The organism is Rudaea cellulosilytica DSM 22992 (assembly GCF_000378125.1).
In the GTDB taxonomy this organism is placed as follows: Bacteria; Pseudomonadota; Gammaproteobacteria; order Xanthomonadales; family Rhodanobacteraceae; genus Rudaea; species Rudaea cellulosilytica.
Genome location: NZ_KB899243.1, coordinates 409611 through 430827, shown reverse-complemented (window position 1 = coordinate 430827; position 21217 = coordinate 409611). Strand labels below are relative to the sequence as shown.

Annotated in this window: 18 protein-coding genes; 11 read left to right on the top strand and 7 right to left on the bottom strand. The window is 63.6% G+C overall.

What is annotated here, in order from left to right:
* Window positions 1-174 precede the first annotated feature (174 nt).
* From mrcB to tsaB, 6 genes are all read left to right on the top strand, one after another.
* Entirely contained in the window at window positions 175-2493 is a 2319-nt protein-coding gene (mrcB, locus tag F455_RS21210) for a penicillin-binding protein 1B (RefSeq protein WP_051084228.1), read from the top strand.
* Window positions 2494-2572: 79 nt separating this feature from the next.
* On the top strand, window positions 2573-3097 hold the full coding sequence (locus F455_RS21205) for a hypothetical protein (protein WP_018974424.1): 525 nt from the start codon (window positions 2573-2575) through the stop codon (window positions 3095-3097).
* 759 nt (window positions 3098-3856) lie between these two features.
* A complete protein-coding gene (yoaA, locus tag F455_RS0116490) occupies window positions 3857-5785 on the top strand; it encodes a DNA repair helicase YoaA (protein WP_018974423.1) in 1929 nt (642 codons plus the stop codon).
* 72 nt (window positions 5786-5857) lie between these two features.
* Window positions 5858-6655: an aminotransferase class IV family protein gene (locus tag F455_RS0116485; RefSeq protein WP_026293471.1), complete on the top strand. Its 798-nt coding sequence runs from the start codon at window positions 5858-5860 to the stop codon at window positions 6653-6655.
* 109 nt (window positions 6656-6764) lie between these two features.
* Window positions 6765-8108: a cell envelope integrity protein CreD gene (gene creD / locus F455_RS0116480; protein ID WP_018974421.1), complete on the top strand. Its 1344-nt coding sequence runs from the start codon at window positions 6765-6767 to the stop codon at window positions 8106-8108.
* Window positions 8109-8155: 47 nt separating this feature from the next.
* Window positions 8156-8872, top strand: coding sequence for a tRNA (adenosine(37)-N6)-threonylcarbamoyltransferase complex dimerization subunit type 1 TsaB (gene tsaB / locus F455_RS0116475; RefSeq protein ID WP_018974420.1), 717 nt, complete (start codon window positions 8156-8158; stop codon window positions 8870-8872).
* A 6-nt stretch (window positions 8873-8878) separates the two neighbouring features.
* Here tsaB and F455_RS0116470 read toward each other — a convergent pair whose 3' ends face one another.
* The 4 genes from F455_RS0116470 to F455_RS0116460 form a co-directional block, all read right to left on the bottom strand.
* Window positions 8879-10837 carry an ArnT family glycosyltransferase gene (locus tag F455_RS0116470; protein ID WP_157578947.1) on the bottom strand — a complete coding sequence of 653 codons (1959 nt, stop codon included), beginning with the start codon at window positions 10835-10837 and terminating at the stop codon, window positions 8879-8881.
* Between the two features lie 43 nt (window positions 10838-10880).
* The gene (locus tag F455_RS23080) at window positions 10881-11192 is read right to left on the bottom strand and encodes a hypothetical protein (protein WP_157578945.1); all 312 of its coding nucleotides are present in this window, start codon (window positions 11190-11192) and stop codon (window positions 10881-10883) included.
* The gene (locus tag F455_RS0116465) at window positions 11189-11662 is read right to left on the bottom strand and encodes a class I SAM-dependent methyltransferase (protein ID WP_083918995.1); all 474 of its coding nucleotides are present in this window, start codon (window positions 11660-11662) and stop codon (window positions 11189-11191) included. The genes F455_RS23080 and F455_RS0116465 overlap by 4 nt, the downstream gene beginning before the upstream one ends.
* 89 nt (window positions 11663-11751) lie before the next feature.
* Window positions 11752-13638, bottom strand: a complete 1887-nt coding sequence (locus tag F455_RS0116460) for a hypothetical protein (RefSeq protein WP_018974417.1) — start codon at window positions 13636-13638, stop codon at window positions 11752-11754.
* Window positions 13639-13773: 135 nt separating this feature from the next.
* On the opposite strand from F455_RS0116460, the gene F455_RS21200 reads away from it, so the two are divergent.
* From F455_RS21200 to F455_RS0116435, 5 genes are read left to right on the top strand one after another with little or no spacing between them, the layout of a single operon-like run.
* Entirely contained in the window at window positions 13774-14607 is an 834-nt protein-coding gene (locus tag F455_RS21200; RefSeq protein WP_083918994.1) for a glycosyltransferase family 2 protein, read from the top strand.
* 43 nt (window positions 14608-14650) lie between these two features.
* The gene (locus F455_RS0116450; protein ID WP_018974415.1) at window positions 14651-15268 is read left to right on the top strand and encodes a class I SAM-dependent methyltransferase; all 618 of its coding nucleotides are present in this window, start codon (window positions 14651-14653) and stop codon (window positions 15266-15268) included.
* The gene (locus F455_RS0116445) at window positions 15269-15679 is read left to right on the top strand and encodes a GtrA family protein (protein WP_018974414.1); all 411 of its coding nucleotides are present in this window, start codon (window positions 15269-15271) and stop codon (window positions 15677-15679) included. It abuts the gene before it with no gap.
* A 34-nt stretch (window positions 15680-15713) separates the two neighbouring features.
* Window positions 15714-16403, top strand: a complete 690-nt coding sequence (locus tag F455_RS0116440) for an NAD-dependent epimerase/dehydratase family protein (protein ID WP_026293470.1) — start codon at window positions 15714-15716, stop codon at window positions 16401-16403.
* Window positions 16396-17334: a glycosyltransferase family 2 protein gene (locus F455_RS0116435; RefSeq protein WP_018974412.1), complete on the top strand. Its 939-nt coding sequence runs from the start codon at window positions 16396-16398 to the stop codon at window positions 17332-17334. Before F455_RS0116440 ends, F455_RS0116435 begins: the two co-directional genes overlap by 8 nt.
* A gap of 1 nt (window position 17335) precedes the next feature.
* On the opposite strand, the gene F455_RS0116430 is transcribed toward F455_RS0116435, so the two are convergent.
* Genes F455_RS0116430 through ptsP form a run of 3 tightly spaced genes read right to left on the bottom strand, consistent with a single transcriptional unit; the run spans window position 17336 to window position 21214 of the window.
* Window positions 17336-18466 carry a class I SAM-dependent methyltransferase gene (locus tag F455_RS0116430; RefSeq protein WP_018974411.1) on the bottom strand — a complete coding sequence of 377 codons (1131 nt, stop codon included), beginning with the start codon at window positions 18464-18466 and terminating at the stop codon, window positions 17336-17338.
* Window positions 18467-18494: 28 nt separating this feature from the next.
* Window positions 18495-19430 carry a 2OG-Fe(II) oxygenase gene (locus F455_RS0116425; RefSeq protein ID WP_018974410.1) on the bottom strand — a complete coding sequence of 312 codons (936 nt, stop codon included), beginning with the start codon at window positions 19428-19430 and terminating at the stop codon, window positions 18495-18497.
* Window positions 19431-19477: 47 nt separating this feature from the next.
* Window positions 19478-21214 carry a phosphoenolpyruvate--protein phosphotransferase gene (gene ptsP / locus F455_RS0116420; RefSeq protein ID WP_026293469.1) on the bottom strand — a complete coding sequence of 579 codons (1737 nt, stop codon included), beginning with the start codon at window positions 21212-21214 and terminating at the stop codon, window positions 19478-19480.
* Window positions 21215-21217 lie beyond the last annotated feature (3 nt).

The window sequence follows — 21217 nt, the reverse complement described above, 5'->3', positions numbered from 1 at the left end:
AAATGCGGCTGCGAACCGATGGACAGGAGACAGGGCACATCTGCGCAATCCCGGGCCGAATGTGGCAAAACTGCGAAATTATCGCGGATGCCGCGCGCAAAGTCATCGCGGCGGCTCGGCATTCAGGCGAATCGGGTAGACTTTTGCTTGTTCCCACCGAGCCTGAAGCGCGCATTGTCTTTTCTCTCCGGCCTGTCCCAAACCCTGCGTATTCTCTGGCGCTTCGTGCGCGTGCCGTTCTGGCTGGTGCTCGGCTTCGCGCTCGGTTTCCTGCCGTTGTACGTGCACAACCTCGATGCGCAGTTGCGCAGCCGTTTCGACGATTTTTCCTGGGATCTGCCCAGCCGCGTCTATGCCCGTCCGCTCGAACTGCGCGCCGGCACCCCGATGTCGGCCGATGCATTGCTGCTCGAGCTCGAGGCTGCACGCTACGAGGCCGATGCAGCGGCGACGAGTCCGAATGCCTTCGCCGGGGCGGCGAAGGCGCCCGGCACCTACGCGCGCAATGGCGCGAAGTTCATCATCGCCCGGCGCGCGTTCGTCGATGCGCAGGGCGCGCAAAAGCAGCGCCGCGTCGCGGTGACGCTGGCGGCGAACACCGTCGCCAGCGTCAGCGACGCCGATTCGGGCGCCGCACTCGATTACGCACGCCTCGATCCCGCGCGCATCGCCACGCTCTATGGCTCCGAGCAGGAGGAGCGTCGCGTGGTCAAACTCGAACAACTGCCGCCGCTCCTCGTCGCCGGCCTGCAGGCGGTCGAGGACCGCGAGTTCAAGCACCATCACGGCGTCAATACGTTCGCAATCGTGCGCGCGATGCTCGCCAACCTGTTCGCAGGCCACGCCGTGCAGGGCGGCAGCACGTTGACTCAGCAATTGGTCAAGAACCTGTTCCTCGACAACGGCCGCAACTTTTCGCGCAAGTTCAACGAAGCGATCATCGCGCTGCTGATCGAGGCGCGCTACGACAAGCACCGCATCCTTGAAACCTACTGCAACGAGGTGTTTCTCGGCCAGCAGGGCGGACAGGCCGTGCATGGCTTCGCCGCGGCGGCGGAGTTTTACTTCGGCCGCGACGCGAAGGATCTGAAGCCCGCCGAGATCGCGCTGCTGGTCGGTATGGTCAAGGGGCCGAGCCTGTACGATCCGCGGCGCAACCCGGAGCAGGCGCTGACTCGGCGCAACATCGTGCTCAATTCGCTGTTCGAGACCGGCCTGATCGATGCCGATACGCTCAAGTCCGCGCGCGCGGCAGCGCTCGGCGTCGCCGATACGCCGGGCCTGCCGCGCAACCGCTTTCCGGCCTTCCTCGACCTCGTGCGCGCGCAACTGGCGCGCGACTATCCCGATGCGCAGCTGCAACGCGCCGGCCTCGTCGTCTACACCACGCTCGCGCCGTCGACGCAGGCGCTGGCCGAGCAGGCGCTGGTGAAGACGCTCGACGGCCTCGGCAAGAAGCAGGCCGAGACGCAGGGCGCGATGGTCGTCACCGGCGCGCGCGACGGCGAAGTGCAGGCGCTGATCGGCGCGCGCGATCCGGCCGACCCCGGCTTCAACCGTGCGCTCGAGGCGCGGCGGCCGATCGGCTCGCTGGTCAAGCCGTTCGTCAATCTCGTCGCGCTCGCGCAGCCGGACAAGTACTCGCTGGCGACGCTGCTCGACGATTCGCCGGTGGACATGGCGATGCCGAACGGTTCGCGTTGGACGCCGCAGAACGACGATCACGAAAGCCACGGCAACGTGCCGATGATCGACGTGCTCGCGCATTCGTACAACCTCGCCACCGTGCACCTGGGCATGGCGCTCGGCCTGCCGAAGATCCGCGGCCTGCTCGAATCGTTCGGCCTCGACGCCGAGATCAATCCGAATCCTTCGCTGCTGCTCGGCGCGGTCGACCTGTCACCGTTCCAGGTCGCCCAGCTCTACCAGTATTTCGCCGCCGACGGCCACGCGCTGCCGCTGCGCGCGCTGCGCGGCGTGGTCGATGCACAAGGCAAGGCGCTCGCGCGCTACGGCGTCAAGCCCGGCGCCGGCAACTACATCCAGCCGGCGCGCCTGGTCACGTTCGCCATGCAAGACGTCGCCGAGCACGGCACTGCGCATGCGATTTCCGACCAGGGTCTCGGCAGTCTGCATGCTGCGGGCAAGACCGGCACCAGCGACTCGCAGCGCGACGCCTGGTTCGCCGGCTTCACCGGCTCGCATCTGGCCGTCGTCTGGGTCGGCCGCGACGACAACAAGGTCACCGGTCTGTGGAGCTGGAGCGGCGGCGTCGCCGCGTGGGTCGCGCTGTTCAAGAAGCTGCCGAGCGCACCGCTGGACGTGCCGCTGGACGGCATCGAGATGGTCACGGTCAATCCGCAATCGGGCCAGCGCACCGAAGCGCAATGCACCGGCGCGCGCCAACTGCCGTTCATGGCCGGCTTCGCGCCGACCGAGACCGATCATTGCGTGATGCAGGAAATTCGCTCGATCTTCAGCGGAACGCCGTAAACTATGACCGCTGTCATCCCGGCATCGCTCGCCGGAGTGAACAGACCCCACGTCGTCGCTCGGTAGTCAGAGTACACAAATGAAATTTTCCAGATTCGCGATCATCGCGGCCGCGTCCGGCGCGCTGCTTTCCGCCTGCTCCCAACCCGCACCGCCGGCCAAGGCCGCGGCCAAGCCCGATCGCGACCCGACTGCCGCGGTCATCGCGATCCGCGCGGCCGGGGCCAAGGTCGATTCCGCGCTCGAGGTGAAACCGCTGCGCGACCCCGCGGTCGAAGGCCTGCTCAAGCAGGCGCGCGACCTCGAAGCGCAGGCACAGCCGGCGCAGGCGCTCGAGTCCCTGCGCAAAGCCGAGAAGGTCGGCGGCGCCACGCCGGAAATCCTCCAGTTCGAAGCCGAGTTGTTGATCCAGCTGCGCGAATGGCGCCAGGCCGGAGAGGCCGCGCAGAAAGCGTTCGACGCCGGCCCCAAGGTCGGCGCGATCTGCGCACGCAACCAGCAGACTCTGGTCGAGACGCGCAGCGCGCTCGGTGACGCCGCCGGTGCCGAACAGGCGCGGGCGCAGGTCACGGCGTGCAAGCAGGCGGCGCCGGCGCGCTATTAACACGTTGGCGCTGCGCTTGGCCTTTGTTCGTCATTCCGGCAGGGACTGCCGGAATCCAGGCTGCATGGATGCCATGCAGCCTATGCCTTCAGCATCTTATTGCGTGCCCCTTCAGTGTTCCGCGCGCGTCCGGCGCGCGGGTGACTTTCTCTTGCTCGCCCAAGAGAAAGTCACCAAAGAGAATGCGCCCCAGAGCATTGCGCCCTTTTGGCATCCTGCCCAGAGGGTCCGCGTCAGCGGCCGGGTTCCGTTGACTGCACATCCCTGTCCAGACAACGGAATCGGCGCGATCCATCGCGCTGACCCTGCGGGCGTTTTCGACCGCTGCCGCCGCAATGCTATGGGGACCCGGAAGAGCCGAAGCAGCGCGCTCCTGCGCGCAGAAGCAAAAAGCCCTCCACGCCGTGCTCTTGATTCGGCTCTTGATCTTAGGGTCCCCGTTTGCCGCGGCGAGGGCAGGTCGGAAATGTCTGTAGGGTCGCGCGCAGGATGCGCGCGAGTTCGTTGCTTGGACAGGGAAGTTCAATCAACGAACCCCGGCTTGTCCTCGCGCACTGCCGCAGGCAGCGCGGCATCCGGGGTGCATTTCTTTTGGTTACTTTTCTTTGTGCAAGCAAAGAAAAGTGACCCGCGCGCCGGACGCGCGCGGAAAGGAGAAAGGATGCGGGTGCAAAAGACCAACAGCAAAGCAAGTTCAAAATCGATTCCCGTCTACTCGGGAATGACGAGAAAAGACAAGCAAAAGCGGAGCGCAGCGGCATGAACGCGAATAGCCAATCCGCGCGCGAGCTGCTCGGCCCCAACGGCCCGTTCGCGCACGAAGTGCCGAACTTCGCCGCGCGTGAATCCCAGCAGGTCATGGCCGAAGCGGTCGAGGAGGCGATCGCCGATCGCGAGACGCTGATCGCCGAAGCCGGCACCGGCACGGGCAAGACGTTCGCCTACCTCGTTCCCGCGCTGCGCTCGGGCAAAAGAATCATCGTATCGACCGGCACGAAAACACTGCAGGACCAGCTCTTCCATCGCGATCTGCCGCGCGTGCGTGCGACGATCGGTGCGCGGCTGAAGACCAGTTTGCTCAAGGGGCGGGCGAATTATCTGTGCCTGTACCGCACCGATCAGGTCGCGCGCGACGGGCGGCTGACTTCGCGCGAGCAGGTCGCGCATCTGCAGGCGATCCGCGCCTGGGCCAAACGCACGGGGTCCGGCGATCGCGGCGAGTTTGCCGAGGTGCCTGAGGATTCGCCGTTGTGGCCGCGGGTGACTTCGACCGCGGAGAATTGCCTCGGCGCCGAGTGTCCGATGTTCGGAGACTGCTTCGTCGTCAAGGCGCGGCGCGCAGCGCAGGAGGCCGATCTCGTTGTCGTCAATCATCATCTCTTGTTCGCCGATCTCGCGATCAAGCAGGAGGGCTTCGGCGAGATCCTTCCTGGCGCGCAGGCCTTCATTCTCGACGAGGCGCACCAGATTCCCGAACTGGCAGGTGTGTTCTTTTCCACGAGCATCACCTCGCGCCAGATCACCGAACTCGCGCAGGACGCGTTGGCCGAATGCGCCTCGGTGACGGGCGCACTGGCCACACTGAAGGAGCCGATCGAGGCGGTCGCGCCCGCGCTGCGTCGCACGCGCCTCGCGCTCGACAAACTGCCGGCGAAAGGCGCGTTCGCACTGATCGAGAACGACAGCATCGCGCAGAGCGAACTGCACGAGCTCGAAGAAGCGCTGCGCAAACTCGCCGAGGCGCTGGCGCCGCATGCGGAACGATCGCGTGGGATGGATTCGCTACAGCAACGCGCCGAAGGCATGTGCCAGCGCCTGCATGCGGTGCTCGACGGCGCCGCGCACGACGCCGTGCATTGGTACGAGTTGTTCCAGCAAGGCTTTTCATTTCATGCGACACCGCTCGACCTGGCGCCGCCGATGCGCGCGCTGCGCGAAGCCTCGCACGCGAGCTGGATCTTCACTTCGGCGACGCTGTCGGTCGCCGGGGACTTCCAGCATTTTTCGCGGCAACTCGGTCTCGATGACCCGGTGCGCCTGAGTCTCGACAGCCCGTTCGACTACGCACGCCAGGCCCTGGCCTATGTACCGAAAGGGCTGCCCGACCCGAATGCGCAGGATTACACCGAGCGCGTGATCGCAGCGGCGCGGCCCGTTCTTGACGCGGCGCGCGGGCGCACGTTCCTGCTGTTCACCTCGCATCGCGCGCTGCGCCGCGCGGCGGAACTGCTTGCCGATTCCACTTTTCCACTTTTCATCCAGGGCACGGCGCCGCGGCATCAGTTGCTCACCGAATTCCGCGAGTCGGGCAACGGCGTGCTGCTCGGTGCGGCGAGCTTCTGGGAGGGGGTCGATGTCGCGGGCGAGGCCCTTAGCTGCGTCATCATCGACAAGCTGCCGTTTGCCGCACCCGATGACCCCGTGCTCGTCGCGCGCCTCAATGCGCTGCGCGATAGCGGCGCCAATCCGTTCTTTGACTGGCAGGTGCCGGCCGCGGTGATCGCGCTCAAGCAGGGGGCGGGGCGGTTGATCCGCGATGTCGCCGACCGCGGCGTGCTCATGCTGTGCGATCCACGCCTGACGACCAAGGCTTACGGCAAACTGTTCCTGCGCAGCCTGCCGCCGATGCCGCTGACGCGCGAGCTAGGCGACGTGCAGAATTTTTTCGCGATTGCGACGACGCCATGATCAATCGAGATTTTGTTGAGAAGTGCGGTCAGGTACGGCCGCTTCTTGATCTTCGCGCTCATGGATGAGCGCATGAAAATCCTATTGAACGGCGAGCCGGCAAGTGCCGACGACCTGCGTCATCTCGTGCAGACGAACTACGGTCACTTCACCGCGTTTCGTGTCGAGGATGGAAAGGTGCGCGGTCTCGACCTGCATCTCGATCGCCTGCAGCACGCCACGCGCGAACTGTTCGGCAGCGAGCTTGATCGCGAGCGTGTGCGCGGCTACCTGCGCCAAGCGGTCGCGGGCGAGGCGCGCGAATTGTCCGTACGCGTCAACGTCTTCGCGCGCGCGCTCGACCGCGAGCGTCTCGATCAGGCGGTTGAAGCCGATGTGCTCGTGATCGGCGCGCCCGCATCAAGCCATGCGGCCACATCGTTACGCGTGAAATCGTTCCGCTACGCGCGAGACCTTCCGTCGATCAAACACGTCGGCACGTTCCCGCTGTTCCACCATCGCCGTCTCGCCCGCCTGGCGGGATACGACGATGCGCTGTTCGTCGATGCCGACGGCCGCATCAGCGAAGGCTCGATCTGGAACATCGGTTTCGTCGATCGCGCCGGCGACATCGTCTGGCCGGATGCGCCACAGCTCGACGGTGTCTCCATGCAATTGCTCAAGGCGGGTCTCGCGCGCGCGGGCATCGGCAGCGTCGTGCGCACGGTCCAGCTCGCAGAAATCGGCGAATTCCGCGCCGCGTTCTTCACCAACGCGAGCGTGCCGGTGCGGCCGATCGCTTCGATCGATGCGAGCGAGTATTCGACCGACGAGACGCTGTGCAAGCAGTTGCTGCGCTGCTACGAGGCATCCCCGCCGCAACTTCTCTGACGCTAGCGCCACGGCATCGCCCGCTTCCGTCTCCGTTTCGCCCGAATCCCACCCTACACCGCGCCCGCACCAGCGCTGCAATGCCATTCGACTTCCACGGAGACGGGCGATGGCACTGAATCTTCCGCAATCGATCACGTTCAAGGTGCTTGGCATCGGTTTCCTCGCGCTGCTGATGCTGATCCCGCTGGTCCAGGTGCAGAGCCTGATCGGCGAGCGCAGCGGCTTGCGCGCGCAGGCGCTCGCCGATATCGCGCAACGTTGGGGTGCGGCGCAGAACGTCGGCGGTCCGGTGCTCGCGATCCCCAAGCGCGTGCGCGTGCAGACGTCGAACGGCTGGATCACGCAGGACAGCACGGAGATCCTGCTCGCCGACCGGCTCGATATCGACGGCACGTTGGCAACGGAGGTACGCAGCTACGGTATCTATTCGACGCCGGTGTATACGGGCGAGCTGAAAATCTCCGGACAGTTCCTCACCCGCGACCTGCGCGCGCTCGAAGGACGCAAGGCTGCGCCCGACGAGACCCGCGAGACGACATATCTCTTCGATCGCGCCGAGCTGCGCCTGCCGCTGGCCGACGTGCGCGGCATCCGCCGCATCTCGGCGCTGAAGATCGATGACGGCGAGCACGCGTTCGGTCCCGCCAACGGCAACGGCGCGATGCGCGCGATCGCGCTTCCGATCGATCTGTCCGGCTGGCTGAAGACGCCAAAGGACGACGAAGCGCATCGCTTCGAGTTGAACCTGACTCTCGCCGGCACCGGCAGCCTGCAGTTTCTGCCGCTCGCGCGCCGCACCGAAGCGCATCTCGCCGCGCCGTGGCCGAATCCCGGCTTCGGCGGCGCGTTTCTGCCCGCGCAGCGCGCGGTCGACGAGAAGGGATTCTCCGCGCAATGGCAGGTGCTCGATCTCAACCGCAGCTACGGCCAGCACTGGCAAGAAGGCGAGGGTGGCGTCGATCCCGCCGCCGCGGCATTCGGTGTCAACCTGTATCAGCCGGCGGACCTGTATCAGCAGAACGAACGCGCGGGCAAATACGGCGTGCTGTTTGTCGCGCTCACCTTCGTCGCGTTCTTCCTGTTCGAGGTATTGAAGAAACTGCGCGTGCATCCGGTGCAATATCTGCTTGTCGGGCTCGCGCTGACGACGTTCTACGTTGTGCTGCTCGCGCTGTCCGAACAGATCGGTTTCGCCTGGGCCTATCTCGCCGCCGCGGCGGCCGTGGTCCTGCTCGTCGGCGGTTACGCAGCAGCCGTATTGCAGGCCCGCAAAGCGGGAGCCATGCTCGGTGCCGCGCTGGCGCTGATCTACGCGCTGCTCTATGGTCTCGTGGTCAGCGAGCAGTATTCGTTGCTGATGGGAGCGATCGCGCTGCTCGCCGTCGTCGCGGCGCTGATGTATCTGACGCGGAAAGTCGATTGGTATACTTACGCCGCCGCAACAAATTGATGTTTCCCTTGTCCCGTGGGCAAGGCAAACAAAAACGAGAATTGTCCATGAACCTGCTTGCCATCGATACCGCCACCGAAGCCTGTTCCGCCGCATTGGGCTTCGACGGCAAGATTATCGAGCGCAGCGAGCTGGCGCCGCGTCGACACGCCGAGCTGATCCTGCCGATGATCGAGTCATTGCTCGCGGAAGCGGGACTCGCTCGCCGCGATCTCGACGGCATCGCGGTCGGGCGCGGCCCCGGCGCGTTTACCGGCGTGCGCCTGGCGATTTCGGTCGCGCAAGGCCTCGCGCTCGGACTCGACCTGCCGGTCGTGCCGGTATCCTCGCTCGCCGCGCTTGCGCTCGATGCGCCCGATGACGTGGCACATCGCGATGCCCCCATCCTCGCCGTGATCGACGCGCGCATGGGCGAGGTCTACACGGGAGCGTTCCGGCGCACGGCCGAAGGCCTGGTCGAGGCGATTTCGGACGAAGCGGTCGGTCCCGCGGAAAAGTGGATTTTGCCGCAAAATCCACAAGTTCACGAGGCGCAGTGGTGCGTGGTCGGCAGCGGCTGGGATGCCTATCGCGAAGCGCTTGCCGCGCGCCTGCCTGCATCGCCTTCATTCGCCGACGGCAAACGCTATCCGCAGGCGCGCGCCGTGCTGCGCCTCGCCGCGCCGCGTTTCGCCCGCGGCGAAGGGGCCGCACCCGAAGCCGCGCTGCCGGTCTATCTGCGCGACAAGGTGGCGCTGACGCTGGACGAGCAACGCGCGCGCTGAGCCGGGCTATTCGATCAGAAGATCTTTCTGCCACTGGCAGGTTTCCAATTGCCCGTTTGCCTCGCGGATCACGCCGACTTTGTAGCGGCCTTCCAGTTTCGAAGCGTCCATGATCAGCGAGAAGCCGGCGTCGTCCAGCTTCTTGCGATGGAATTGGGCGGAGATATCTGCACGCGGAACGCGCAAAGCGCGGCGGATCGTCGTTGCGCCCGACGCGTCGGTCAGCGTGATATGGACATCGCCACCGGACTTGCCATCGGCGCCGGATACGGTCGTCCATCCCCAGATATGGACGATATGGTCGAGGGGTTTTTTTGTCTTCGGGTCGAGCAGCGCAGTAGCGGAGTCGATACTGCCTTCGCAGGCGTCATTGCGGCGCGGTGGCATGTCGAGTTTCGGCAGCGGCCGCTCGGGCGTCGCGACATAACAACCGTGCGTGCTGGCGAAGTTCCAGCCCTTGGTGAACCCAGAGCGTAGCATGGGCATGAAGTAGGGGTCGGCATCGGCCAGGCACCCTGCGACGCCACCGAGCGGGGCATCGCCGACGAACGCTTCGGGATGTTGCACTGCCTCGTCGTAACGCTTGAACCATGGAGCGACGGTAAACGCCTTGCGTTCGGAAAAATAGGCGACAGTCGAGCTCCAGTCGAAACCGTAGGCGGCGATGGATTGGGATTCCGGAACTTCGCGTCGGAGAATCCGACCGATCGCTATATCGCGCGAATTGAACGAGTCGAATCGCGTGGCAGCGACGGTAAAGTAGTGCTCGCGGAAAGCCGCCAGGTTGGTGACGACGGCGATGGCGACACCGACCAGAGCGAGTGCCGCACGGCGTGAGCCCTCCTCGGCGCAGGCGCCAGCGATGACGGCAAGCCCGAACAGCGGGAAAATCACGTTCGCCGTTGGGTAGTAGAAGTGCTCGCGATGCAGGTTGGAGAACATCAGCGGCGGCAGCAGCCCCGCGAGCAGGCAGATTGCGACGACGAATTTTTCCCTGCGGCGGGTTCGCGGAAGCAGGATGAATGCTGACAGATACGCGAACAGGCCGAGTAGCCCGGCGAGATTCTGTTCGAACAGCCGCCGCCAGATCACCTCGAGATAAAAATCGCGTGAACTGCGTTGCGCCAGGGTTCCCCAGTTCCATTCGGTCAGGGCGCCTGACGTCAGTTGCGTGCCGGTCGGATTGAGTTGCTTGACCTGGTCCGTGTAAATCGTCCAAGCCGCGCCGACGACTACGGGAATGGCGAAGCAGACTACAGCCACTGCCAGCGTGCGCGGATTGAACGCGGCCTTCCAGCCCTCGCCGATGCGCAGCGCGTGGACGGCGTAGACCATGGCGAGCACCATGAGCAGGGGCAGTTCCGTCGTCGCTTTTTGCAGCATCGCCAAAGTGGAAAACAGGGTGAACCATGCGATGGGCTTCACCCGAGGCGAGTCCAGCAGGTCGACGAAGAACGGCAATGCGCATACAGCAAAAAACAGCGCGGCGGTCTCGACCATGAAGGTCCGCCCCCAATATACGTATATCGGGCTGGAAAACAGCAGCGCGACGAAGGCGTAGAAGACCGTGCTCGACAGATCGAGCTTGCGCATCACGCTGCGCACAGGAAACACGCAGCCGACCAGGAACAGGAAAGACAGCAGGCGACCGACCACGTCGAGCCGCGCACCGGTGGCCTTGACGACGATGGCGACGAGGAGCTGATAGATCGGAAATTCGAACGGGACCGACCATGGATAACCGACGACGGGGGTTTGATAGTCGAGCCGGAATCCCTCGTGGACGAACCAATACGAAGTCAGCGCCGTTTGCGTTTGACGGAACGAATGCAGGTCAAACGGAAGTTGGTTGGCGTAGCGCAGTGCTACAAAGAGGGCAAAGAGAAAACACAACGCGGCGAGCAGCTTAAGGAGGGACGTCGCTGGGGTAGCGCGCGCTCGTTTCAATAACTGCATTTTCTTCATGAGAACATAATTATTTTGATAGACGAAATATGACTAATGCAAGTCACCGATGCGGTTCGACGACAATACCCTTTTCTTTGCTCTTGAGCTCTACCACAAGGTAAAGATCGGGACGCAATAGTGGTACGCTCCGTTCAATCCAATGCACGATCTTGCCACCATATTTGCCGAGATAACCTGGTTCGTATTCCTCAACGTATGCTCTATCGACGCAATCGAAATCCGGTGATAGTACACAGAAGTAGTAGATGAGCTCGCGCAGTGAGTATTCTTTCCAGTGATGCGCGTATGTATGCCGACTCAGGATGTCCAGAACCTCTAGGCCACCGCCAAAACGCGCAAGAAATCGCTTCAAATTCCACTCCGGCCTCGCAAAGCGTAGTAGTTCGGCGTGGTTACAATCAATCGTGCGCCAGGTTTCATGATGCGATAGATCTGTCTCCACATCGCGACCGGATTGAAAGTGATGTGCTCGATGATCTCAGTAAAAAGCACAATGTCGAACGTGTTGTCCGGAATCTCCTTCAACGCGGAGGCGTGCTCAAGGTCAGAGTTGGGCAGTAGCCGAATATCGTGAGCTTTGGCGAGAGCACGCACGTTATCCCGGTCGAATGTGACAGGTAAGTCAACTCCTGTGACTTCGAAGCCATCGATCGCATAGAGAATTGCTTGATGCAGCCAGTGTGCGCCGATGTCAAGCAACTTGTTGCCGCGTGCGCGATCCCAATTGCTCAAAATACGTTGCTTGGTCTGGATGTAACGTTGGTAATGGTGACGCGATAGGAGATATCCGTTCCGCCATGTGGGGCGAACAGATGCAAGTATTCGTCAAAATTCCCGGGTATCTGAGTCACTGTAAAACTCCATTTTAATGAGTGGCGATTGTGCCGTTGCTGATACCCGACTGAGATTCATTACTTCGGCAGAGAGACGGGGGCGATGTCGCCAAGCACAGCTGCATTCCGTTGACTGTACAAAAGGATCACGAGCCGGTAGCGCCCGTCGCTGCGATAGTTGCGAATGTACCCATCGAAGCCGGTTTTGCGCGGCGTGTCGAATAGCAGCGCACTGTCGCGCACGATGTAGCTGAACTCGGCGAGTCCGACGATGCGGTTGCTTTCATCGAGCACGGCAAGCTGCCCTTCTCGTTGAACTTCGGCGGCGCCGGCGTTGATCTTGCCTTCGAAATGGGCGGCATGCATGCCGGTCGACGAATCGTCCAACGCGTTATAGACATGCGCTTCGCCTTTGAAATGATCGGAAGCTTCGATTGGTCTGTTCCAGATGCTATCGATCTCCTCGAACGAGGGATCGGCGAACATGGCAAGATGCCTTTGCTTGAACAGCGCGAGGCTGCGCTGCACGTCGCCGGCGCTAGCATCGGCACCATCGGGAAAGAGCCCGATCTCGAACAGGCCGCTGCGCACGATCGCTGCCGCCTGTTGCGAATGGCGATAGACGATGCTCGCCCAGCCGGCGTACGTGTGTTGGGTCGGCAGCGCGACGAGCGGCAGCAGGATCAGGAATGCCGAACCGGCTAGGGTGAGCGTCCTCCAGCGCAGGCGCTGCGCTTCGACTATGAGCAGGATAGCAAGCCCGCACCAGAACAGGTTGGGCCAAACGACGTAGCGGTCCGCCCAGACCTGTTCGGGATATTTGACGAAGTAGTCGAGCCGACCAAGGCTGATCACCGTGGCGGTGGCGAGTGCGAACAGACCGAACATGAGCGCCAGCGCCTGCAGACGCGTCGGCTTCGCATCGCGCACGAAAGTGAAGCGGCCGAGCAGCAGCAGGAACAGGCCGATGCCGGCGAAGCCGACCAGGCGTGAGAGCATGCGCCATGACAGGCCGCTTGCACTTTGCAGCCAGGTTGCGCTGGCGACGACCTGCTTGCCGAAGCGCGCGTACGGCATCGCATTGGTGAACGAATCGTCGAGCGCCGGCGGCGCATGGCCCAGCCAGAGCCGCACCCACGGCGAGGAGATCCAGTCGGCGGCGACGAGAAGGCTGTCGAGCGGGCGGAACGTGAGCACGTTGCGCACGCTCTGGTCGCCGGGCAGCGCGATCAGGTACAAGAAAAGGCAAAACGCCAGGACGGCCGCCGGAATCGCATACCAGCGCGCCGGCAGGCGCAGCGCGAAAGCGAGGACGATCACGGCGGGAAAGCTGGCGACGCCGGAGCCGAAGCAGAACATCGCGACCGTGCACGCGGTACAGGCCGCCAATAGCCAGCGCCATTGCTGCCGCCGCCAGGCCTCGAACGTGGCGATGCCGGCGATCGCGACCGACAGCGTGAGCAGGTAGACATGCAACGATTCGTAGCTGTGGAACAGCATGCGCCCGTTGACGAGGCCGAGCACGCCGAGCGTGCCGAGCATGATGCAAGCCGCGCGCGCTGCGGGTGTCAGTTGGCGTTCGCGCCAGGCGCACAGCGCGACGGCGAGCGCTGTCAGCACGGCGCAGAACAGGCCGAACACGAATTGCAGCGAGTGGTCGGCGGCGAACCAGCGGTTCTCCGCTTCGATGATGAGGTTGGGAAAGATCGGACGGTGGCCATTGCCCGGCTGCAACACGTTGGCCGGAAACGGCAGATTAAGAAACGTTTGATAGTTGACGAACTCGTCCGAAAACGGCTGGCGCAGGCTGAAATTTATGATCGCGCAGATCGAGGTCCAGGCGAAGAAGATCGACCAGCCGACAAACCAGGAAGTCAGCAGATAACGGTTTGCAATGGCGGACAGCGACGCGAGCGGCGGCAGCGATCGGTGCGCCGGCGAATTGGGCAAGCTGTTGATTGCCATGGTCTCTTGCGGTACGAACGGTCGCGTAGTCTAACCCAATCCGAATCGGGTTCGTCTGCCGCGATCGGCCCGGCGGCCAAGGGCGATCGGGTATGATTGCGCCCCTTTCGAGTTCATTCCGGCTTCGCTTCATCCATGTCCGCACCTGCTCCTTCCGTTTCCGTTTGCATGCCCGCCTACAACGGTGCGGCGCATCTGCGCGCGGCGATCGACTCGGTGCTGGCGCAGACGCACACGGATTTCGAGTTGGTCGTCATCGACGACAATTCAAGCGATGCCACAGCGGAAATCGTCGCGAGCTATGCCGATCCGCGTCTGCGCTATCTGCGCAACGCGCGCAACCTCGGTCCGCAGGGCAATTGGAACCGTTGCCGCGACGAGGCGCGCGGCAAGTATTTCAAATTGATGCCGCAGGACGATCTGCTCGAAGCCGATTGCCTCGCGCGCCAGGTAGCCGTGTTCGAGCAGGATGCGCAGCAGCGCCTCGCCCTAGTGTTCGGTGCGCGCGACGTGGTTAACGCGTCCGGCCGCAAGATCATGCGTCGTGCTGCCTTTGGCCATGAAGCCAGACGCATCGACGCGCATGCGCTGATTCGTGCCTGCGTGCGTCGCGGTACGAATCTCATCGGCGAGCCCGGCAACGTGCTGCTGCGACGCGAACTCGTCGCGCGTCTCGGGCCGTTCGATGCGACCTACGGCTACATGGTCGATCTCGACTACTGGTTTCGTGCGTTGCAATGCGGTGATGCGTATTATCTGGCGGAGACATTGTCGGCGTTCCGCATTTCTGGCGGTTCCTGGAGCGTGGCAATCGGTTCGCGCCAATATCAGGAATTTCGCGATTTCGCGAGAAAGTACGCGGCCATGCCGGACTACCGCGTCGGTCGCGGCGATCTCGCCCGAGGCGTCGCGATGGGCTGGGTCAATGCGCGTGCGCGGCAGTGGATCTATCGTTGGTTGCTTCGTTGATGCGGCGAACCCAGCCCTGGCCCGACACGAAACGAGGAATGCAGTGGCAAGTGAAATACCCGAATTCGGTTCGGCCTATGCGGCGGAACAGCTGCGGCGCAGTCGTCATCCGCTGCGGCGGCTGATCAAGAAGTTCTATCTCGATCACGTGCTCGGCGAAATCGAGGCGGGGCCGACGATCGACTTTGGCTGTGGCGCGGGCCAGCTGCTTTCGCGTCTGCCGGCCGGCTCGGTCGGTCTCGAGGTGAATCCGCACCTGGTCGAGGCGCTGCGCTGCGAAGGACTCGATGCGCGCCTGTACGATGCCTACAGTGACGACTTCTCGCTGAGCCAGCTCGAAGCCGGGCGCTATCGCTCATTCACGATCTCGCATGTGCTCGAACATTTCGACGACACGCCCGCAGTGATGCGCAAGCTCTGGCGCGCCTGCGCGCGCCTTGGCGTGACCACGATCGTCGCCATCGTGCCCGGGGCCAAGGGCTATGCCTCCGATGCGACGCACCGGACCTTCGTCACGCGCGAATGGGTGCGCGACAACGGCCTCGATTACTGCGAAGGCTACGCGCTCGAGCGCGCCGACTATTTCCCGATCGACAAGGCTTCGGTCGGCGACTGGTTCGTGTTCCACGAACTGCACCTGGTCTATCGGCGGAAAGCCTAAGTGACCGCAACGGAGAGCTTCTGGGCGCGCCGCATCGCGCCGCTGCTGCGCCCGCAGTTTGTGCGCTTCGTGCTCGTCGGCGGCGCCAACACCAGCTTCAACATTCTGGTCTACTGGGCGTTTCTCTGGATCGGACTGGCCGTGCCGCTGGCCAGTCTCGCCTCGCTCGTCGTCGGCATCCTGATCAACTTCACCACGCAGAGCCGCTTCGTCTTCGACAACCGCAATCCGTGGAAACTACTGCCGTATTTCGTCGTCTGGGCGATCCTGTACGTCTTCAACCTCGGCCTGATCTGGCTGTTGATGGGTTGTGGGCTGGACGCGTATCTAGCGGGCATGCTGTCGACTCCGACTACCGTGTTGCTATCCTATTTCCTGCAGAAATTCTTCGTCTTCAGGCGCGTGCAGTGATGTTTTTCTCTACTGTGACAATATCGCGAACGCCATGATAGTGGGCTCGGGACTGATCGCGACCACGTTTGCCTCGTACGAGGCGACGCACGCGCGGGTGTGCTTCTACGCAGCGGGTGTGTCGAATTCCTCGTGCACCGATCCACGCGAATTCGAGCGTGATCGCCTCAGGCTGGAACGGCATCTTGCGGACGTGGCGCAGGGCCGGCTGTTCGTGTATTTCAGCACCTGCAGCGTCGAGGATCCGTGGTCGAAGTCGGGTGCCTACGCGCAACACAAGTTCGCTCTCGAGGAAATGGTCAGGCAGCATAGCGGTCATCTCGTGTTGCGGCTTCCACAAGTGGCGGGGCGCACGCCGAATCCGCACACGATACTCAATTATCTGTACGCCCGGATAACACGATCCGAGCGCTTCGCGCTTTGGCGTCACGCCTCGCGCAACATCATCGACGCGCACGACGTAGGCCGGATCGCGGTGGATCTGATCGACAACGAAGGTGCCTGCAACGAGACGATCAACATCGCCAATCCGCGCAACTCCAGCATGGACGAGATCGTGGCCACGCTGGAACGCGTGACCCGGCATCGCGCGATCTACGATGCCGTCGAAAAGGGCGGCGAATACGCGATCGACACTTCGCGCATCTCGGCGTCGATCCGCCGCTGCGGCATCGTTTTTGACGATGCGTACTTATCAAAAACCGTGGCCAAATATTATGAATGACGCGCCCCCGCTCGATGTTTCGGTTTCCATCGTCGTGCCGGTCTATCGCAGCGAGACGATCCTGCCGCACCTCGTGGCCAAGGTGCAGGAAGCCATGGCGGACAGCGGCCTACGCTACGAACTGATCCTGGTCAATGATGTGAGCCCAGATGGAAGCTGGGAGGTGATCAGGCAGCTCGCCGCCCAGCACGCGTTCGTCAGAGGTATTTGCCTGTCCAAGAACGTTGGCCAGCACAACGCGACGATGGCCGGCCTGGGCCAGGTGCGCGGAGAGGTCGTGATTGTGATGGACGACGACCTGCAGCATCCGCCGCAGGCGATTTCGAATCTGGTGGGTTCGATCCGTTCGGGTTACGACGTTTGCTACACACGCTATGCGAACCGGCAACACGCGGCATGGAAGAAGATCGGCAGCTGGTTCAACGACCGCGTTGCAACAGTGCTGTTGAACAAGCCCGCGGGACTTTACTTGTCCTCATTCAAGGCCATGCACAGGCGCGTGGCAGATGAAATCGTGAAATACGATGGCCCGTATGCGTATGTCGACGGCCTGATTCTCGATGTCACGCGCAACATCGATGTACTCACGATCGAGCATCAGGCGCGCTTAGTCGGCGAGGGCAACTACAACCTACGTCGTTCGCTGTCGCTATGGCTCAAGATGGCGACGAGCTTCTCGGTCGTGCCGTTGCGCTTCGCCACGGTGTTGGGGCTCTCAATCACCGCGCTGAGCGTGATCGTCGGCATTGCCATCATCCTGCGCAAACTCTCGCATCCGGATCTCGCTTCCGGCTGGGCTTCGCTGATCGTTACGATACTTTTCGTCGGCGGCATCCAGACATTCTGCCTCGGCCTGCTCGGTGAATATCTGGGGCGAGCTTATTTGAAGATCAACAAGAAGCCGCAATTCGTCATTCGCGAGAAGATCTGAGTCAGGGACTTCGGCGCAGGCAGAAAGCGGGGGTCAGATGCCTCCACGTCCGGGTCGCGTTACCGCCGTCACCGCGGCCGTCCTTGCGCCGCAGGACCGCCAGCATGTGCGTCGGCGTGATGTTGCCGGCGAGGATTTCGGCCTCGTCGCGCGCCTGCACGCGATCGATAAAAGCGCGGTCGGTCGGCGAATCGGCGTCGAAATGCGGGCCGAAGCTGCGGTCGATGAACGGGTCGATCAGGTTCGAATGGGCGAGGAATAAATCGAAATCGAAGCGTTCGATCAGCAGCGGCAGGATGTCCTGTGCGCGTATGCCTTCGAAGCTTTCGCGCGAGCAGTCCCAGTCGCGGAACGTCTTCTCGCGGCGCTGCAGCTGCAGGTTGTAGCGATAGTCGATGGGCAGATCGCGCCAGAAATCGCGCACGATGGCGAGCGCTTCGGGCCAGCGCTGATGGCCGTTGCGACCGATGATGTCCGAGGTGACGAAGACGCCGCGTTCGGATATCGCGTTCGCGATCGTGCAGAACAGGCCTTCGAGATTGACGACGTGATGCAGGCTCTGGTTGGCGATGACCGCGTCGTATTGGCCTTGCGGCTGCCAGCGGTTGAAGTCGCCTTCGGTCGGCAGCACGTGCGCGGATAGGTCCGCCTCGCGCGCGAGTGCTGCACCGCGTTCGCGCATCGAATGATTGAGTTCCAGACATTCGATGGTGAAATCGGCGATGCCGCGTTCGCGCAGTCGCTGGGCGATGCGCACTTCGGCATCGCAATTGCCGGCGCCGATACTGACGAAGCGTGCGCGCCGAGCGCGAACTTCGCGCGCGGCCTGCTCTAGCGTATTGGCGAAGAACTGCTCTGGATCGGAGAAACCGAACGTCTCGAGCTTGGGGCGAAGATACTTGTTCGACCAGTAGTGCGCGATCGCAGGCAGGTCGTGCACTTCGGCCTGTGCATCGAAGCGCGCCTTCTCGTTTTCGACGTGGGCGAGATACGCCGCATCATCGATGCGGCCTGTATGTGCGACCGAGCGTGGCGCGAACGCGCGCCACACCTCACGCAGCGGTTCCTGCAGCGTCTGCGGCAAGTACCGGGCGAGCGGAACAACGTGGCGGCGCAGGAAGGGGCGGATCATGGCGTCGAGCCGCGGCGCGATCGGACCGTCAGCCGCCGCGGAAGCGCCGCAGCGCTATGCTCGCGACGTGACGCAGCCGTCCGAGCCGACCAGCGTACAGTGCTGCCTGGACCTGCTCGAAGCGCGCAGTCATCGCGGCAAGATCGCGGTAGAGACGCTGGTTGTGCTGGTCGCGGCGCTCGATGAGGGCGCGCAGTTCGTCGACGTCGGCTTCCTCGAGCGTGTGTCCGGCCTGGATGCGCGCGGGCAGCGGTGCGTCGACATAGATCGTCGAATGTGTGCCCGCGGTCTCCTCGACGGGGCGGTCCTTCGTATAGAAGTACAGCGCCACTGACTTGCGCGTCAGCGCTTGCTTGTCGGTCGGCAGCGCGATGCGCGGGAAGCCGTGCCAGCTCGTCTCGGTGGTCTCGAAGATCACCGCGCGGTTGAACTTCGGGGTGATCGTGATGATGCGGTCGTCGGCGCTGCGCGGATCGCTATGCAGCTGCAGCGATCCGCCATACGCATCGTCCCATTCGTGATTGAGATAGACGATGAGATTGAGGCGACGGTGCCAGCGGTTGGCCGGATGGCGGTTGAAGTCGACATGCGCATCGAGGTCCTGACCATTGCGGTTTTCGTGCGTGCCGCCGCCGAAGTACCAGGGGTCGTAGAGCAGGTCGTCGATGCCGGTGATGCGCCCGATCAGGTCGAGGAATTCACGCGACTGCACGAGATCGTCGAGTGCGGCGTAGGCCGCGCCGAGGCCGCGAATTTTTTCAACGGTCGACTTGTTGCCGAATTCACCCGCTTCGTTACGCGCATTGCCGCGTTCGAACGGCGGGAACTGGGCAAGGATCTGGTGCGCATACTCGTCGCGAAAAAAATTCTCGATGACGACGTGACGGAACGGATCGCGCGGGCGGAAGCGCGCGGCGAGCTCATCCTGTCTGGCGAGTACGTCCGGATTGATCTGGCTGGACATGGATGCGGTGGAAAGAACGGAATCGCGATGATGGGCTCGATGCGGGCTCAGTGCTGCAGGGTTTCGAGTACGCGTTCGATGCCGGCACGCGACTGCGCGCGCAACAGGGCCTTGCCAGCATGGCGCAGCTTCGCGTGCTCGCTGCGCGCGATCGCCTGGCGTACTTCGAGCAGTGACGATGGATGCATGGAGAATTCGGTGAGGCCAAGTGCGAGCAGCATCGCCGTGTAGCGTGTGTCGCCAGCCATTTCGCCGCAGAGCGCAACCGATTTCTTGGCGCGCTGACCGGTCGCGATGACCTGCGCGAGCAGCTTGAGCATGGCCGGATGCAGCGGGTCGTGCAGCGGCCCGAGTGCATCGTTGCCGCGATCGGCGGCGAGGATGTACTGGGTCAGGTCGTTGGTGCCGATCGAAACGAAATCGAGATGGCGCAGCAGCGTGGACAGCGCGATCGCCGCCGCGGGCACCTCGATCATCGCGCCGAACTCGTAGTGGTCGGCGATCTCGTGACCCTCGGTACGCAGCTCGCGTGCACATTGCGCGGCGAGTGCGCGCGTGGCCACGACCTCTTCGGCCGTCGTCACCATCGGCACGAGAATGCGCACCGGGCCGTAGCGGCTCGCGCGCAGGATCGCGCGCAACTGGGTCGCGAACAGGTGCGGGCGCCGCATCGACAGACGCACGCCACGCACGCCGAGCGCGGGATTGTCTTCGTCGGTCAGGGCGATGCCTGACGAATCGGCCTTGTCGGCACCGAGATCGAGCGTGCGTATCGTCACCGGCAGGCCGCCCATGCCGAGCACGAGTTCGCGGTAGGCGTTGAACTGCTCTTCCTCGCCCGGCGCGTCGCCGCGCTGCAGGAACAGGAACTCGGTGCGGTAGAGGCCGACGCCGCTGACGCCGATCGCGTGTGCCTGGGCGATGTCCACGGGCTGTTCGGCGTTCGCGTAGAGGCGAATTTCGACCTCGTCGCGGGTCAACGTGCGCGCGCCACGCAGGCGCGAGAGCTCATCCACGCTGCGCGCCTGTTCGCGCTGGTAGTGGCGATAGACGGCGAGGTCCTGCGCGGTCGGGTGGACCACGACCTGGCCGCTGCGACCGTCGACGAGGATCAGGTCATCGTCGGAGATTTCCTTGAGCGCATCGTGGACGCCGACCAGCATCGGCATGCGCATCGAGCGCGCGAGGATCGCGCTGTGCGAGAGCGGGCTACCCGCGGTCGTGACCAGCGCGAGCACGCCGGTCTCGCGCATCTGCGCCAACTCGGCCGGCGCCACGGTGTCGCTGACCAGGATGGTGCCGACGCGGGCGGCGATCTGGCGCTCGGCCGGCGTCTTGTCGCGCGTCAGCTCGCCCTGCACGCGGCCGATGACGTGGTCGACGTCCTCGCGCCGGCTGCGCAGGTAGGGATCGTCGATCGCGTCGAACGCCGCAACGAGGCGGTCGCGTTGCACCTTGAGCGCCGCGCTCGCGCGCAGGCGCGCCGTACGGATCAGGTCGTAGAGGCCGTCGACGAGTTCGGGATCGTCGAGGATCATGCTGTGCGCGTCGATGAATTCGCCGACCTCGTGCGACAGCGCTCCGTGCAGCTTGTCGCGCAGTACCGCAAGTTCGGAGCGCGCCGCGGCGAGCGCCGACGCGAGCTTGGCGACTTCGGCTTCGACTTCCGCGGCCGGCAGCGGGCGCTCGTCGACGCTGATCTGGCTCGGCTGGACCAGGCGCGCGCGGCCCAGCGCCATGCCTCGCACGGCAGGGGTTCCAACGAGGACAAGGCGGCCGCTCATCGG